The organism is Ralstonia soli (genome assembly GCF_023955655.1).
In the GTDB taxonomy this organism is placed as follows: Bacteria; Pseudomonadota; Gammaproteobacteria; order Burkholderiales; family Burkholderiaceae; genus Ralstonia; species Ralstonia soli.
On sequence record NZ_JAMXHT010000016.1, the window covers coordinates 1 to 16,239 of the forward strand.

General features: G+C 62.6%; 11 protein-coding genes and 1 tRNA gene. All 12 read left to right on the forward strand.

The window, feature by feature from the left end; genetic code table 11:
- On the forward strand, nt 1–704 hold a 704-nt coding region (locus NG900_RS26075; RefSeq protein ID WP_252684637.1), incomplete at its 5' end, for an EF-Tu C-terminal domain-related protein.
- An 89-nt stretch (nt 705–793) separates the two neighbouring features.
- Nucleotides 794–869, forward strand: a tRNA-Trp gene (locus tag NG900_RS26080).
- A 59-nt stretch (nt 870–928) separates the two neighbouring features.
- Entirely contained in the window at nt 929–1,309 is a 381-nt protein-coding gene (secE, locus tag NG900_RS26085) for a preprotein translocase subunit SecE (protein ID WP_252685234.1), read from the forward strand.
- Nucleotides 1,310–1,321: 12 nt separating this feature from the next.
- Nucleotides 1,322–1,906 carry a transcription termination/antitermination protein NusG gene (gene nusG / locus NG900_RS26090; protein WP_252685236.1) on the forward strand — a complete coding sequence of 195 codons (585 nt, stop codon included), beginning with the start codon at nt 1,322–1,324 and terminating at the stop codon, nt 1,904–1,906.
- Nucleotides 1,907–2,089: 183 nt separating this feature from the next.
- Nucleotides 2,090–2,521: a 50S ribosomal protein L11 gene (gene rplK, locus NG900_RS26095; RefSeq protein WP_004634453.1), complete on the forward strand. Its 432-nt coding sequence runs from the start codon at nt 2,090–2,092 to the stop codon at nt 2,519–2,521.
- Between the two features lie 2 nt (nt 2,522–2,523).
- A complete protein-coding gene (gene rplA / locus NG900_RS26100) occupies nt 2,524–3,219 on the forward strand; it encodes a 50S ribosomal protein L1 (RefSeq protein ID WP_021197602.1) in 696 nt (231 codons plus the stop codon).
- A gap of 375 nt (nt 3,220–3,594) precedes the next feature.
- Nucleotides 3,595–4,101 carry a 50S ribosomal protein L10 gene (gene rplJ / locus NG900_RS26105; RefSeq protein WP_252685238.1) on the forward strand — a complete coding sequence of 169 codons (507 nt, stop codon included), beginning with the start codon at nt 3,595–3,597 and terminating at the stop codon, nt 4,099–4,101.
- A 63-nt stretch (nt 4,102–4,164) separates the two neighbouring features.
- Entirely contained in the window at nt 4,165–4,542 is a 378-nt protein-coding gene (gene rplL / locus NG900_RS26110) for a 50S ribosomal protein L7/L12 (RefSeq protein WP_252685240.1), read from the forward strand.
- A gap of 461 nt (nt 4,543–5,003) precedes the next feature.
- The gene (gene rpoB / locus NG900_RS26115) at nt 5,004–9,110 is read left to right on the forward strand and encodes a DNA-directed RNA polymerase subunit beta (RefSeq protein WP_252685242.1); all 4,107 of its coding nucleotides are present in this window, start codon (nt 5,004–5,006) and stop codon (nt 9,108–9,110) included.
- 133 nt (nt 9,111–9,243) lie between these two features.
- Nucleotides 9,244–13,479 carry a DNA-directed RNA polymerase subunit beta' gene (rpoC, locus tag NG900_RS26120; protein ID WP_252685244.1) on the forward strand — a complete coding sequence of 1,412 codons (4,236 nt, stop codon included), beginning with the start codon at nt 9,244–9,246 and terminating at the stop codon, nt 13,477–13,479.
- 212 nt (nt 13,480–13,691) lie between these two features.
- Nucleotides 13,692–15,530 carry a DUF2138 domain-containing protein gene (locus tag NG900_RS26125; protein ID WP_252685246.1) on the forward strand — a complete coding sequence of 613 codons (1,839 nt, stop codon included), beginning with the start codon at nt 13,692–13,694 and terminating at the stop codon, nt 15,528–15,530.
- Nucleotides 15,527–16,231 carry a DUF1175 domain-containing protein gene (locus NG900_RS26130; RefSeq protein ID WP_252685248.1) on the forward strand — a complete coding sequence of 235 codons (705 nt, stop codon included), beginning with the start codon at nt 15,527–15,529 and terminating at the stop codon, nt 16,229–16,231. The genes NG900_RS26125 and NG900_RS26130 overlap by 4 nt, the downstream gene beginning before the upstream one ends.
- Nucleotides 16,232–16,239: the final 8 nt, after the last annotated feature.

Below are 16,239 nucleotides of genomic sequence, written 5' to 3' on the forward strand. Positions count from 1 at the left end.
CGATCATCAAGGGTTCGGCCAAGCTGGCGCTGGAAGGCGACAAGGGCGAGCTGGGCGAAGTGGCCATCATGAACCTGGCCGACGCACTGGACACCTACATCCCGACGCCGGAGCGCGCTGTTGACGGCACGTTCCTGATGCCGGTGGAAGACGTGTTCTCGATCTCGGGTCGCGGCACCGTGGTGACCGGCCGTATCGAGCGTGGCGTGATCAAGGTCGGCGAAGAAATCGAAATCGTCGGTATCGCCATGGATGGCGACAAGCCGAAGATCGACAAGACCACCTGCACGGGCGTGGAAATGTTCCGCAAGCTGCTGGACCAAGGTCAAGCAGGCGACAACGTCGGTATTCTGCTGCGCGGCACGAAGCGCGAAGACGTTCAGCGTGGTCAAGTGCTGGCCAAGCCGGGCTCGATCAAGCCGCACACGGAATTCACGGGCGAGGTCTACATCCTGTCGAAGGACGAAGGCGGCCGTCACACCCCGTTCTTCAACAACTATCGCCCGCAGTTCTACTTCCGTACGACGGACGTGACTGGCTCGATCGCCCTGCCGGAAGGCAAGGAAATGGTCATGCCGGGTGACAACGTGTCGATCACCGTCAAGCTGATCGCCCCGATCGCCATGGAAGAAGGCCTGCGCTTCGCTATCCGCGAAGGCGGCCGTACCGTGGGTGCTGGCGTCGTTGCCAAGATCCTGAAGTAAATGCTGTAACTCTTCCGTGCGGCTGCCAACCGGCCGCACGTGAAGTGCCAGAGTGGGGTTGACCAAAATGGCAACCCCAGTGCTGTTTTAGGGGTATAGCTCAACTGGCAGAGCGTCGGTCTCCAAAACCGAAGGTTGGGGGTTCGATTCCCTCTGCCCCTGCCAATTCATCAGCCGCGTCGCGCAGGAAAACGCGCCACGCGGCTTAGTCTCGTTTGGGAAACATGGCCAATCCGAACGTCGAAACCGTCAACACCGCCAGCGGCAAGTGGCTGCTGGTCGTGGCGTTCCTGCTGGTGGTCGCCGGGGTGATCGGTTTTTACCTGCTGGCGCAACAGCCGAGTTACGTCCGTGCAGCCTCGCTGCTCGGCGGGCTGGTGCTGGGTGCTGGTGCCGCACTGGTGTCTGCCCCGGGGCAGAGCTTCATCGAGTTCGCGCGCGAGTCGTACCGCGAAGTTCGCAAGGTGGTGTGGCCGACGCGCAAGGAAGCTGGTCAGATGACCGGTCTGGTATTTGCGTTCGTGGTGATCATGGCCTTGTTCCTGTGGTCTGCGGACAAGCTCATCGAGTGGGTGATCTTCTCGCTCGTGTTGGGCTGGAAATAATCGGGTGAAGCCATGACGGATAACGTAGCGAACGATACGTCCACGGATTCGTCCGCGCCGGCCTCTAAGAAGCGCTGGTATATCGTGCATGCCTACTCGGGCATGGAAAAAAGCGTGCAACGCGCGCTGCAGGAGCGCATCGAGCGTGAGGGCCTGCAACATCTCTTCGGCGAGATTTTGGTGCCGTCGGAAGAGGTGATGGAGAGCAAGAACGGAACCAAGAAGGTGACCGAGCGTCGCCTTTTCCCCGGTTACGTTTTTGTCGAAATGGAAATGACGGATGTGACGTGGCACTTGGTGAAGAACACTCCCAAGGTGACCGGGTTTATCGGTGGTACAGCCAATAGGCCGGCACCGATGTCCAGCCGCGAAGTCGAAGGGATCAAGGCCCAGATTCAAGAAGGGGTCGAGAAGCCGCGTCCCAAGACGCTGTTCGAGGTGGGCGAGATGGTGCGCGTGAAGGAAGGCCCGTTCACCGATTTCAACGGCAACGTTGAGGAAGTGAACTACGAGAAGTCGCGCTTGCGCGTTTCCGTGACCATCTTCGGGCGTGCAACGCCGGTCGAACTCGAGTTTGGTCAGGTCGAGAAGGTGTAAGAAATTCGGCGTGGCGGTGCAAGCCGCCGCGCCAGTCGCCCGGTCCATTGGACTTGGCGGGCAACGGTGCGCAAATGACTGCGCGCCCGCGCCAACAGAGGAGCGTCAGCCTCGCGCTGATGCGTTACCACTCAATAGGATTGCCGCAGTTGTCTTAGCTCGGCAGTCCGGATTGGAGTCAAGATGGCCAAGAAAATTATTGGCTTTATCAAGCTGCAAATTCCGGCTGGTAAAGCAAATCCGTCCCCGCCCGTCGGCCCGGCCCTGGGTCAGCGCGGTCTGAACATCATGGAGTTCTGCAAGGCGTTCAACGCGCAGACTCAAGGTATGGAACCGGGCCTGCCGGTGCCGGTGGTGATCACCGCCTTTGCCGACAAGAGCTTCACCTTCGTGATGAAGTCGCCGCCGGCGACCGTGCTCATCAAGAAGGCTGCCGGTATCCAGAAGGGTTCCGCCAAGCCGCACACCGACAAGGTCGGCAAGATCACCCGCGCCCAGGCTGAAGAAATCGCCAAGGCAAAGAACGCTGACCTGACCGCAGCTGATCTGGACGCCGCCGTGCGTACGATCGCCGGTAGCGCCCGTTCGATGGGTATCACGGTGGAGGGCCTGTAATCATGGCAAAGATTTCGAAGCGCGTGGCCGCGAACAAGGCCAAGGTCGAGCGCACCAAGTTCTACCCGATCGACGAAGCCCTGAGTCTCGTTAAGGAATGCGCCAGCGCCAAGTTCGATGAGTCCATCGACGTGGCAGTGCAACTGGGCATCGATGCAAAGAAGTCGGACCAGGTGGTTCGTGGTTCGGTGGTGCTGCCTGCTGGTACCGGCAAGTCGGTGCGCGTGGCTGTGTTCGCCCAAGGCGACAAGGCTGAGCAAGCGAAGGCTGCTGGCGCCGAGATCGTCGGCATGGAAGACCTGGCCGAGCAGATCAAGGCCGGCAACATGGACTTCGACGTCGTGATCGCTTCGCCGGACACGATGCGCGTGGTCGGTACGCTGGGTCAGATCCTGGGCCCGCGCGGCCTGATGCCGAACCCGAAGGTCGGCACTGTGACGCCGGACGTCGCCACGGCTGTGAAGAACGCCAAGGCGGGTCAGGTGCAATTCCGTGTCGACAAGGCCGGTATCATCCACGCCACCATCGGCCGCCGTTCGTTCGAACCGGCAGCGCTGAAGAGCAACCTGGCTGCGCTGCTGGACGCGCTGACCAAGGCCAAGCCGGCTTCGAGCAAGGGCGTGTACCTGCGCAAGGTCGCCGTCTCGTCGACGATGGGCGTGGGCGTGCGCGTGGACCAGTCCACGCTGGCTGCCTGATCGTTCTCGATCATTCGCGCCGGGTGGCCCGATAACCATCCCGGCGCCAGCAGTTTTCTCTCGCGAGGCTCCGGCCGCGCGGTCCCTTGAAGCTTGAGGGAAGGACTTTGGGCAGTGGCGGACGTTTGCGTAAGCAGGCCGATGCCGCTGGTTATCAAAGACCGTTGGCGGTGAAGGGCTCCTCGGGGCCAACACCTTAATCGCAGCACTTTCCGGTGACGGAGCTGGTGTTCAGCCAACGCAGATGGCGCCCCCGAAGGGAATGAGTGACTTTGGTATTGCCGAAGTGATTTGTGCCAATCGGACGCCGTACTTTTGGACTGACCGAGGTGACCGCAGTGACTGTGGAAGCCGAAGTCGTTTTGGAGCTTAACCGTGGCACTCAATCTCGAAGATAAGAAGGCCGTCGTGGCCGAGGTAACGGCGCAAGTCGCCAAGGCCTCGACCATCGTCGTTGCTGAATATCGCGGTATCACGGTTGGCGATCTGACCAAGCTGCGCGCGCAAGCGCGCCAGCAAGGCGTCTACCTGCGCGTTCTGAAGAACACGCTGGCACGCCGCGCTGTGGAAGGCACGCCGTTTGCCGAACTCGCCGAGCAACTGACCGGTCCGCTGATCTACGGTATTTCCGAAGACGCAGTGGCCCCGGCCAAGGTGCTGAACGATTTCGCCAAGGGCAATGACAAGCTGAAGCTGCGTGCGGGTTCGTACGACGGCAAGGTGCTCGATGTCGACGGCGTAAAGGCCCTGGCAACGATCCCGAGCCGCGAAGAACTGCTCAGCAAGCTGCTGTTCGTCATGCAGGCACCGGTGTCGGGCTTTGCCCGCGCCCTGGGTGCCCTGGCTGCCAAGCAAGGCGAAGGCGAGGCCGCTGCAGCCTAATCGGCTGCGGTACCCCGTACAGATCGCACGATCGATACCGAATCACATTCTGGAGTTATTCAAATGGCAATCACCAAAGACGACATCCTGGAAGCCGTTGGCGCGATGTCCGTGATGGAACTGAACGACCTGGTCAAGGCGTTCGAAGAGAAGTTTGGCGTGTCGGCAGCTGCTGTTGCAGTGGCTGGCCCGGCTGCCGGCGGCGCTGGCGCTGCTGCTGCTGAAGAGCAAACCGAATTCACCGTGACGCTGAAGAGCGCCGGCGCGAACAAGGTTGGCGTCATCAAGGCCGTGCGTGAAATCACCGGCCTGGGCCTGAAGGAAGCCAAGGACCTGGTCGATGGCGCACCGAAGCCCGTGAAGGAAGGCGTCGACAAGAAGACCGCCGACGAGCTGGTGAAGAAGCTGGTGGAAGCCGGCGCGGAAGCCGAAGCCAAGTAAGTGCAGGTCTCGCGTGCCGTACTCGGTACGCGATAGAGGCTGGCAAAGGGAGATTTCCCGGCGCCAGCCTTTTTGCGCTTGTGGGATCGGTTGTTGAGCGATCCTGCGATCACGCAATAAGTGTTTTTGAAGTCTCTTTCGCCGGATTGACCGGCAGCCGGCCAGGACAAGGCCAGCAGAGGCCAAACATCAGTGGCACACTAGGCAGTTCGCAGTCCGCTGATGTTTGTCTTCTGAACCGACTGCAGAAGGCAAGTTTGGTCGGGTACTCCCCCGTCCGTAGCATGCGCTCCATGGGCGCATGTGCGGGCGGCGCGCGCAGTACCGTCAGCCAGAGGTTGGTAGCGGCCAACCGCCAAATCCCGTCACCAGTCGCTGAACACCTCAAGTGCCAGGCGTACTCATCGCCCTGAGTCCGGCCTTAAGTCCGTCGCGCGCACTTGCGATGATTCGGAGATCCCATGGCGTACAGCTTTACCGAGAAAAAGCGTATTCGCAAGAGTTTCGCGAAGCGCGCAACGGTTCATCAGGTTCCCTTCCTGCTTGCCACCCAGATTCAATCGTATGCCCAGTTCTTGCAGGAGAACGCTCCTGTCGCACAACGCAAGAGCGAAGGTCTGCAAGCGGCGTTCAACGCCATCTTCCCCATCGTGTCGCACAACGGTCTGGCACGCATGGAGTTCGTGTCGTACCACCTGTCCAACCCGCCGTTTGACGTCAAGGAATGTCAGCAGCGTGGTCTGACCTTCCACTCGGCGCTGCGCGCAAAAGTGCGCTTGATCATCAACGACCGCGAGAACCCCACCAAGGTCAAGGAGATCAAGGAGCAGGAAGTCTACATGGGCGAAATTCCGCTCATGACCTCCACCGGTTCGTTCGTGATCAACGGTACGGAACGTGTGATCGTGTCCCAGCTGCACCGCTCGCCGGGCGTGTTCTTCGAGCACGACAAGGGCAAGACGCACAGCTCGGGCAAGCTGCTGTTCTCGGCGCGGATCATTCCGTACCGCGGCTCGTGGCTCGACTTCGAATTCGATCCGAAGGACATCCTGTACTTCCGCGTCGACCGCCGCCGCAAGATGCCGGTGACGATCCTGCTGAAGTCGATCGGCCTGACGCCGGAACAGATCCTGGCGCACTTCTTCGTGTTCGACAACTTCACGCTCAAGAGCGAAGGCGCACTGATGGAATTCGTGCCCGAGCGCCTGCGCGGTGAAGTCGCTCGCTTCGACATTGCCGACAAGAACGGCAAGATCGTCGTCGAGAAGGACAAGCGCATCAACGCGAAGCACATCCGCGACCTGGATTCGGCTGGTACCAAGCTGATCAGCGTGCCGGAAGACTACCTGCTGGGCCGGGTGCTGGCGAAGAACATCGTCGATCCGGACACCGGTGAAGTCCTGGCCAACGCCAACGACGAACTGACCGAAGGCGTGCTCGAGAAGCTGCGCGACGCCGACGTGAAGGAAATCCAGACGCTGTACACGAACGACCTGGATCAAGGTCCGTACATCTCGTCCACGCTGCGCACGGACGACACGGCCGACCAGACCGCTGCGCGTATCGCGATCTACCGCATGATGCGCCCGGGCGAGCCGCCGACCGAAGACGCCGTCGAAGCGCTGTTCCAACGTTTGTTCTACAGCGAAGACTCGTACGACCTGTCGCGCGTGGGCCGCATGAAGGTCAACAGCCGCCTGAACCGCTCGGAAGGTACGGGCCCGATGGTGCTGACGGATGACGACATCCTCGACACGATCAAGCTGCTGGTGAACCTGCGTAACGGCAAGGGCGAAGTGGACGATATCGACCACCTCGGCAACCGTCGCGTGCGTTGCGTTGGCGAACTGGCGGAAAACCAATTCCGTGCCGGTCTGTCGCGCGTTGAGCGTGCCGTGAAGGAGCGTCTGGGCCAAGCCGAGACGGAAAACCTGATGCCGCACGACCTGATCAACTCGAAGCCGATCTCGTCGGCGATTCGCGAGTTCTTCGGTTCGTCGCAGCTGTCGCAGTTCATGGACCAGACCAACCCGCTGTCGGAAGTCACGCACAAGCGCCGTATTTCGGCACTGGGCCCGGGCGGTCTGACGCGCGAGCGCGCAGGCTTTGAAGTCCGCGACGTGCACCCGACCCACTACGGCCGTGTGTGCCCGATCGAAACGCCGGAAGGTCCGAACATTGGTCTGATCAACTCGCTGGCACTGTACGCACAGCTGAACGACTACGGCTTCCTGGAAACGCCGTACCGCAAGGTTGAGAACGGCAAGCTGACCGACCAGGTGGATTACCTGTCGGCCATCGAAGAAGGCAAGTACGTGGTGGCGCAGGCCAACGCGACGGTGGACAAGGACGGCAACCTGATTGACGAACTGGTCTCCGCACGTGAAGGCAGCGAGCGTGAAACCCGTATGGTCACGCCGGACCGCGTGCAGTACATCGACGTGGCGCCGTCGCAGATCGTGTCGGCTGCAGCTTCGCTGGTGCCGTTCCTCGAGCACGATGATGCAAACCGTGCACTGATGGGCGCAAACATGCAGCGTCAGGCCGTGCCTTGCCTGCGTGCGGACAAGCCGCTGGTGGGTACCGGCGTCGAACGCACCGTGGCAGTGGACTCGGGTACGGCGGTGCAAGCCACCCGTGGCGGCGTGGTCGACTATGTTGACGCGAACCGCGTGGTGATTCGCGTGAACGACGACGAAGCCGTTGCCGGTGAAGTCGGCGTGGACATCTACAACCTGATCAAGTACACGCGTTCGAACCAGAACACGAACATCAACCAGCGTCCGATGGTCAAGGTGGGCGACATCGTTGCCCGCGGCGACGTGATCGCTGACGGCGCCTCGACCGACATGGGCGAGCTCGCGCTCGGCCAGAACATGCTGGTCGCGTTCATGCCCTGGAACGGCTACAACTTCGAGGATTCGATCCTGATCTCGGAGCGCGTGGTGGCTGAAGACCGCTACACCTCGATCCACATCGAGGAACTGTCGGTCGTTGCCCGCGACACGAAGCTCGGACCGGAAGAAATCACGCGCGACATCTCGAACCTGGCTGAAGCCCAACTGGCGCGCCTGGACGAATCGGGCATCACGTACATCGGTGCCGAAGTTGAAGCCGGTGACGTGCTGGTCGGCAAGGTCACGCCGAAGGGCGAGACCCAGCTGACGCCGGAAGAGAAGCTGCTGCGTGCGATCTTCGGTGAGAAGGCGTCCGACGTGAAGGACACCTCGCTGCGCGTGCCCTCGGGCATGACCGGTACCGTGATCGACGTGCAAGTGTTCACGCGTGAAGGCGTGACGCGCGACAAGCGCGCCCAGTCGATCATCGATGAAGAACTGAAGCGCTACCGCCTGGACCTGAACGACCAGCTGCGTATCGTGGAAGGCGATGCATTCCAGCGTCTGGAGCGTCTGCTGGTGGGCAAGGTTGCCAACGGCGGCCCGAAGAAGCTGGCCAAGGGCACCGCGCTCACGAAGGAATACCTGGACGACCTCGACAAGTGGCACTGGTTCGACATCCGCCCGTCGGATGACGAAGTGGCCACGCAGCTCGAAGCCGTGAAGGAAGCCATCGAGCAGAAGCGTCACGAGTTCGACCTCGCGTTCGAAGAGAAGCGCAAGAAGCTCACGCAAGGCGACGAACTGCCGCCGGGCGTGATCAAGATGGTCAAGGTGTACCTGGCCGTGAAGCGTCGCCTGCAGCCTGGCGACAAGATGGCCGGTCGTCACGGTAACAAGGGTGTTGTGTCGAAGATCACCCCGATCGAAGACATGCCGTACATGGCTGACGGTACGCCGGCAGACATCGTGCTGAACCCGCTGGGCGTGCCTTCGCGGATGAACGTGGGTCAGATTCTCGAAACCCACCTGGGCTGGGCCGCACGCGGTCTGGGCGAGCGCATCGGCAACATGCTCAAGGCGCAAGCCAAGGCTGCCGAAGTGCGCAAGCTGCTGGGTCAGATCTACAACGAGAGCGGCAAGATCGAAGATCTGGACAGCCTGTCCGACGCCGAGATCCTGGAGCTGGCCGAGAACCTGAAGAAGGGCGTGCCGTTCGCGACGCCGGTGTTCGATGGTGCGCATGAGGACGAAATCCGCCGCATGCTGGACCTCGCCTATCCGGAAGACATTGCGAAGGAGAAGGGCCTGACCGCTTCCAAGCAGCAGGTCACGCTGTTCGACGGCCGCACCGGTGAGGCGTTTGAGCGTCCGGTCACGCTGGGCGTGATGCACATGCTGAAGCTGCACCACTTGGTCGACGACAAGATGCACGCGCGTTCGACCGGTCCGTACTCGCTGGTGACGCAGCAGCCGTTGGGCGGTAAGGCCCAGTTCGGTGGCCAGCGTTTCGGTGAGATGGAAGTGTGGGCGCTGGAAGCCTACGGCGCGTCCTACGTGCTGCAGGAAATGCTGACCGTGAAGTCGGATGACGTGAACGGCCGGACCAAGGTGTACGAGAACATCGTCAAGGGCGAGCACTCGATCGATGCCGGCATGCCGGAATCGTTCAACGTGCTGGTGAAGGAAATCCGCTCGCTGGGTATCGACATCGACCTCGAGCGCAACTAAGCGCCCGTGCGATGGGAGCGCAGCGGCAGCATCGCTGCGCTCCGGTAACAGCAGCAGCCATTGACGAAGATTTAGGGTCGGTGCATTGGGGCAGTAACCCCAGCGCGCCAGCCTCAAACTCAAGGAGTTTGGAATGAAAGCATTGCTCGACCTATTCCGTCAGGTACAGCAAGAAGAGCAGTTTGACGCGATCAAGATCGGCCTCGCGTCGCCGGAGAAAATCCGCTCGTGGTCGTACGGCGAAGTCAAAAAGCCCGAGACCATCAACTACCGTACGTTCAAGCCCGAGCGTGACGGCCTGTTCTGCGCCAAGATCTTCGGCCCGATCAAGGATTACGAGTGCCTGTGCGGCAAGTACAAGCGCCTGAAGCACCGTGGCGTGATCTGCGAGAAGTGCGGCGTGGAAGTGACGCTGGCCAAGGTGCGCCGTGAGCGTATGGGCCACATCGAACTGGCTGCGCCGACCGCGCACATCTGGTTCCTGAAGTCGCTGCCGTCGCGTCTGGGCATGGTGCTCGACATGACGCTGCGCGACATCGAGCGCGTGCTGTACTTCGAAGCATTCGTCGTGGTTGAGCCGGGCATGACCCCGCTCAAGAAGAGCCAGATCATGTCGGAAGACGACTACCTGGCCAAGTGCGACGAGTACGGCGAGGGTGAATTCGTCGCCATGATGGGCGCCGAAGGCATTCGCGAGCTGCTGCGCGGCATCGACATCGAGAAGCAGATCGAGACGATCCGTGCCGAGCTGCAAGCTACGGGCTCGGAAGCCAAGATCAAGAAGTTCGCCAAGCGCCTGAAGGTGCTCGAGGCGTTCCAGCGTTCGGGTATCAAGCCGGACTGGATGATCCTCGAAGTGCTGCCGGTGCTGCCGCCCGAGCTGCGTCCGCTGGTGCCGCTGGACGGCGGCCGTTTCGCCACGTCGGACCTGAACGACCTGTATCGCCGCGTGATCAACCGGAACAACCGTCTGAAGCGTCTGCTCGAGCTGAAGGCGCCGGAGATCATCGTGCGCAACGAAAAGCGCATGCTGCAGGAAGCGGTGGATTCGCTGCTGGACAACGGCCGTCGCGGCAAGGCGATGACCGGCGCCAACAAGCGTCCGCTGAAGTCGCTGGCTGAAATGATCAAGGGTAAGGGCGGCCGTTTCCGTCAGAACCTGCTGGGCAAGCGCGTGGACTACTCGGGCCGTTCGGTCATCGTGGTGGGCCCGACGCTCAAGCTGCACCAGTGCGGCCTGCCCAAGCTGATGGCGCTCGAGCTGTTCAAGCCGTTCATCTTCCACAAGCTGGAAACGATGGGCATCGCCACCACCATCAAGGCGGCGAAGAAGGAAGTCGAAAGCCAGACGCCGGTGGTGTGGGACATCTTGGAAGAGGTGATCCGCGAACACCCGGTGATGCTGAACCGCGCACCGACGCTGCACCGTCTGGGTATCCAGGCGTTCGAGCCGGTGCTGATCGAAGGCAAGGCCATCCAGCTGCACCCGCTGGTTTGCGCGGCGTTCAACGCCGACTTCGACGGTGACCAGATGGCTGTTCACGTTCCGCTGTCGCTCGAAGCGCAGATGGAAGCGCGTACGCTGATGCTGGCGTCGAACAACGTGCTGTTCCCGGCCAACGGCGATCCGTCGATCGTGCCGTCGCAAGACGTGGTGCTGGGTCTGTACTACACGACCCGCGACAAGATCAACGGCCGCGGTGAAGGCATGACGTTCGCCGACATCTCGGAAGTGATCCGCGCCTACGAGAACAAGGAAGTCGAACTGGCTTCGCGCGTGAACGTGCGGATCACCGAGTATGAACTGGTGAACCCGGAAGCCGACGGCGACGCGCGTTTCGCACCGAAGATCACGCTGCAATCGACCACGGTCGGCCGCGCGATCCTGTCGGAGATTCTGCCGAAGGGTCTGCCGTTCTCGGTGCTGAACAAGCCGCTGAAGAAGAAGGAAATCTCGCGCCTGATCAACACGGCGTTCCGCAAGTGCGGTCTGCGCGAAACCGTGATCTTCGCTGACAAGCTGCTGCAGTCGGGCTTCCGCCTGGCAACGCGCGCCGGTATCTCGATCGCCATCGACGACATGCTGGTGCCGCCGGCCAAGGAGAAGATCATCTCCGAAGCTGCCGCCAAGGTGAAGGAATACGACAAGCAGTACATGTCGGGTCTGGTGACGGACCAGGAGCGTTACAACAACGTCGTGGACATCTGGGGCGCCGCTGGTGACCAGGTGGGCAAGGCGATGATGGAGCAGCTCCAGACCGAAGACGTGGTCGACCGCAACGGCAACACCGTCAAGCAAGAGTCGTTCAACTCCATCTACATGATGGCCGACTCGGGCGCACGGGGTTCCGCCGCGCAGATCCGTCAGCTCGCTGGTATGCGTGGCCTGATGGCCAAGCCGGACGGCTCGATTATTGAAACGCCGATTACCGCGAACTTCCGCGAAGGCCTGAACGTTCTGCAGTACTTCATCTCGACCCACGGTGCACGTAAGGGTCTGGCTGATACGGCACTGAAGACCGCGAACTCGGGTTACCTGACCCGTCGTCTGGTTGACGTGACGCAGGATCTGGTCGTGGTGGAAGACGATTGCGGCACCACCAACGGCGTCCTGATGAAGGCGCTGGTGGAAGGCGGTGAAGTGATCGAAGCCCTGCGCGACCGTATCCTGGGCCGCGTGGTCATTGGCGACGTGGTGAACCCGGAGACGCAGGAAACTGCGATCGAGAACGGCACGCTGCTGGACGAAGACCTGGTCGAGCTGATCGATTCGATCGGCGTGGACGAAGTCAAGGTTCGCACGCCGCTGACCTGCGACACGCGCTACGGCCTGTGCGCCAAGTGCTACGGCCGTGACCTCGGCCGCGGCGTGCTGGTGAACTCCGGCGAAGCGGTGGGTGTGATTGCCGCTCAGTCGATCGGTGAGCCGGGCACGCAGCTGACGATGCGTACGTTCCACATCGGTGGTGCGGCATCGCGTGCGGCAGTGGCATCGAGCGTGGAAGCGAAGGCAACCGGTACCGTGCGTTTCACGGCGACCATGCGTTACGTCACCAACGCGAAGGGCGAGCAGATCGTCATTTCGCGTTCGGGCGAAGCGCTGATCACCGACGACCACGGCCGTGAGCGCGAGCGCCACAAGATCGTCTACGGTGCAACGCTGCTGGTGAAGGATGGCCAAGCCATCAAGGCCGGCACGCAGCTTGCCACGTGGGATCCGCTGACGCGTCCGATCATCTCGGAGTACTCGGGCACCATCAAGTTCGAGAACGTCGAAGAAGGCGTGACCGTTGCCAAGCAGATGGACGAAGTGACCGGCCTGTCGACGCTGGTGGTGATCGATGCCAAGCGTCGTACCACGGCTTCGAAGGGCATCCGTCCGCAGGTGAAGCTGCTCGACTCGTCGGGCGCCGAAGTGAAGATCCCGGGCACGGACCACTCCGTGACCATCGGCTTCCAGGTGGGCGCGCTGATCACCGTGAAGGACGGTCAGCAAGTGCACGTGGGTGAAGTGCTGGCACGTATCCCGACCGAATCGCAGAAGACGCGTGACATTACCGGTGGTCTGCCGCGTGTGGCCGAACTGTTCGAAGCCCGTTCGCCGAAGGACGCCGCCGTGCTGGCGGAAGTCACCGGTACGACTTCGTTCGGTAAGGACACCAAGGGCAAGCAGCGCCTGGTGATTACGGACCTCGACGGCAATGCCCACGAGTTCCTGATCGCCAAGGAAAAGCAGGTGCTGGTGCACGACGGCCAGGTGGTCAACAAGGGCGAAATGATCGTCGAAGGCCCGGCCGACCCGCACGACATCCTGCGTCTGAAGGGCGTGGAAGAGCTGGCGACGTACATCGTCGACGAAGTGCAGGACGTGTACCGTCTGCAAGGCGTGAAGATCAACGACAAGCACATCGAAGTGATTGTTCGTCAGATGCTGCGCCGCGTGCAGATCGTGGACACCGGCGACACCAAGTTCATCCCGGGTGAACAGGTGGAGCGCTCGGAGCTGCTGGACGAAAACGACCGCGTGATCGCGGAAGGCAAGCGTCCGGCAACCTACGAGAACCTGCTGCTGGGTATCACGAAGGCATCGTTATCGACCGACAGCTTCATCTCGGCGGCATCGTTCCAGGAAACCACGCGCGTGCTGACCGAAGCCGCCATCATGGGCAAGGTCGACGACCTGCGTGGTCTGAAGGAAAACGTCATCGTCGGCCGTCTGATCCCGGCTGGTACCGGTCTGGCTTACCACCGCGCCCGCAAGGCCAAGGAAGCCGCCGACCGCGACCGCGCCGCAGCGATTGCCGAGGAAGAAGCCGCTTCGATCTTCGAGACGCCTGTCGTCCACCAAGAGGAAGGCGGCGCCGCCTGAAGTTAGGCAGCGTCCTTCGCATCAAAGCCCGGCCCCTTTGCGGGGGCCGGGTTTTTTTTCGCCCGTTGCACGGGGCCGCCGGCACCGCAGCGTTTAATTCTGATTTTCTCCAAACGTTAACCCGCCTTAACATGCCAACCGCTATGATCGCGCGGTTATAGACCGGCAATTTCTGAATTGTCGGCTCCCTCTCCAGTCTTGCCGACGATTCCATGAAGCTCACACGCAAGCAGATCGCCGTTGGTGCGGTCGCCCTGGTGGTTGCTGGTGTCGCGGTGGTGCAGATGGTCTGGCACCCCTTCCACCTGTTCGGCCGCACGCGTGCCCTGCACGCCCGCCAGGTCCAGCTCGACCTCACGTACCCCGATGCCCTGATCGACAGCCAGAGCCTGTCGCAGCTGCCGCGTGACGTGCTGCGCGTGCCGTTGCTGCGCGACGTGCTGACCGAAGATTTCGTCGCCTACTACGAGGGCAACGAAGACCGCCTTTCGGTGGCCGGCGCGCTGCGTCGTCTCGCCTACGAGCAGAAGCTGGACCTCGCTGAGACCGTGCTCAAGCACGTATTCGACGAGCCCGCCCGCGTGATGTTGTGGCGCGGCCCCGACGACAAGCTGCGCTATTGGGTGCTCTCGATGCAGCGCAACGGCCTGGCCAAGGCGCTGGAAGCCGTTGCCACCGTCGCCACGAGTGACACGCAGCTCACCAAGGTTGCCGATGCGCTGGGCGATTCCGGCGCGCCGGTCTACGCGCTGCGGTTGTCGGCCACGCGCTCCATCCTGATCGCCAGCAAGGGCGACCGGCTGATCGCGTTGTCGGAGCCGGGCATCCTGCTGGACAAGGACGGCAAGCCTATCTCGAAGCAGGCCAGCGCGCTCGCCGCACTGCTGTCGGACGACGCCGGCAAGCGCAACGTGCAAGGCAATGCCTATGCGCTGCCGACCGAAGAGACCACGGGCCACCACGTTGTGGTGAGTGCCAACTATCTGTCGTTTGGTTATCAGCAGTACTTCCCTGGAATCGAGGCATTGCGCTTCGATTTTGGCGCAGGGGCTTCGGGCAATGGCTGGCGGAGCGCCGCACTCATCGATCCGGCGCGCCTGTCCGGCAAGTGGGATAACGCCGCGTTGTGGCACGCCTTGCCCGCGGACCCCGCTGCCTGCGCGACCTTGCCGGTTGACTGGAAGGCGGCCGGCACGCTGCTGCGCAATGTGGCAGGCGATGCCAAGGAGGTGACCGAAGCCGCCGCGCATGTTGGCGATGCGTTTGCCGGCCCGGCTGCCGCGTGCTGGTATGGCAAATCGTCGCTGGTGGCGCCGTTGTTCGTCGCCAGGTTGTCTTCGCCCTCACAAGCCGAAGCGGTGAAGCCGGCGCTGGGCGCGCTGTTCGGCCAGATCGTCGGCTCCTATGAAGCCAAGGCGCAGACCGATGACAAAGCCGGTGCATACAAGCGCCTACCCGTGACGACCAAGCAAGGGCCGGCCAATGCCACGCTGTGGCAGCGCCCGGTGAGCGCGCGCTACGGCACGGCGCAGTCGGCCGGCACGCCGTTTGCCGCGCAACTCTCGTCGGACCGCTACTTCCCGGTCACGCTGGCGATTACGGGCGATGTGGTGGTGTTCTCGCCCGACGCGCGCCTCGTTGACGACGCGCTGGCGGTGCTCGCGAAACGCTTCCCCGCCGTGGCCGACAGCCTGCCGCGCGACAAGACCGAGCGCATCGTGTTGACGATGACGCCCGCATCGCTCGCGCCGCTCGTGCGCCGCGAAGCTGGCGCCGCGCTGCCCGCCGATCAGGAGGCCGTGTTCCTGAACGCCGCGCAGACGCACCTGTTCCCCAAACTCACGGCATTGGCGCGGTATGCGCCGGTGTCGTTGGCGCTGGAGGGCGGCGTGCCGTCCGCGCGCGGGTGGGTACCGGTGACGTGGCTGTCGAGCGGTCGCGGTCTGTCGGCCGGCGGCGATGGGGTGCTGCCGGCACCGGCCACGCTTGCCGAAGCGCCGGCCACCGAGGCGGCCGTTCCCGTTCCCGCGAACAACACCAGCACACAATGACGCCGCGCGCCCTGGCCGCTGCGCCGAGTCGACGCCGTTGGCTGGCGGCGGCCGGCGCTTACCTGCTCGTCCCGAAGGCCTATGCCTTGTCGGGCTGGGCGGACGCCGCACCGGCCGACCCTGATGCGCTCACGCCGGATCAATCGAGCGTGTTCCGCGCGTGGTTCGTGCGCATCGTCAACGAGCAGCTGCGCCAGGGCCCGACGCCGCGCTGGACGCACCGCGACTGCGCCGGCCTCGTGCGCTTCGCCGCCGGTGAGGCGCTGCGCACGCACGATGCCCGCTGGCTGCGCGCCAACGGCATGCGCGATGCGGAATCCGCACGCCAACTGCCGCCCGAGCTGAACCTCACGCCGGCCCAGCGCACGCTTACGCAGCGGTGGGCACGCATTGATGGCAGCACCGGCGCCTACGTCTCTGCGCTCGGGCTCATCCAGCAGAACAGCCGCTTTGTCGCCCGCGACGTCAACCAGGCGCTCCCCGGCGATCTGCTCTTCTTCGATCAAGGCGACGACCAGCATCTGATGATCTGGATGGATCGCTACATCGCTTACCACACCGGTACCGTCACCCGCGGCGACAACGGCCTGCGCGCGGTCCCGGTCTCTGAACTGATGCAATGGAAAGACTCGCGCTGGCAGCCGCAGGGCGGCAACCCCAACTTCATCGGCGTGTTTCGTCTGGCCTTTTTGACACGGTAGAAAAACTC

Bases quoted from the DNA above. Each gene is read 5' to 3' on its own strand.
- secE (WP_252685234.1), top strand. From the start codon at position 929: ATGGCCAATCCGAACGTCGAAACCGTCAACACCGCCAGCGGCAAGTGG.
- nusG (WP_252685236.1), top strand. From the start codon at position 1,322: ATGACGGATAACGTAGCGAACGATACGTCCACGGATTCGTCCGCGCCG.
- rplK (WP_004634453.1), top strand. From the start codon at position 2,090: ATGGCCAAGAAAATTATTGGCTTTATCAAGCTGCAAATTCCGGCTGGT.
- rplA (WP_021197602.1), top strand. From the start codon at position 2,524: ATGGCAAAGATTTCGAAGCGCGTGGCCGCGAACAAGGCCAAGGTCGAG.
- rplL (WP_252685240.1), top strand. From the start codon at position 4,165: ATGGCAATCACCAAAGACGACATCCTGGAAGCCGTTGGCGCGATGTCC.
- rpoB (WP_252685242.1), top strand. From the start codon at position 5,004: ATGGCGTACAGCTTTACCGAGAAAAAGCGTATTCGCAAGAGTTTCGCG.
- rpoC (WP_252685244.1), top strand. From the start codon at position 9,244: ATGAAAGCATTGCTCGACCTATTCCGTCAGGTACAGCAAGAAGAGCAG.
- NG900_RS26125 (WP_252685246.1), top strand. From the start codon at position 13,692: ATGAAGCTCACACGCAAGCAGATCGCCGTTGGTGCGGTCGCCCTGGTG.
- NG900_RS26130 (WP_252685248.1), top strand. From the start codon at position 15,527: ATGACGCCGCGCGCCCTGGCCGCTGCGCCGAGTCGACGCCGTTGGCTG.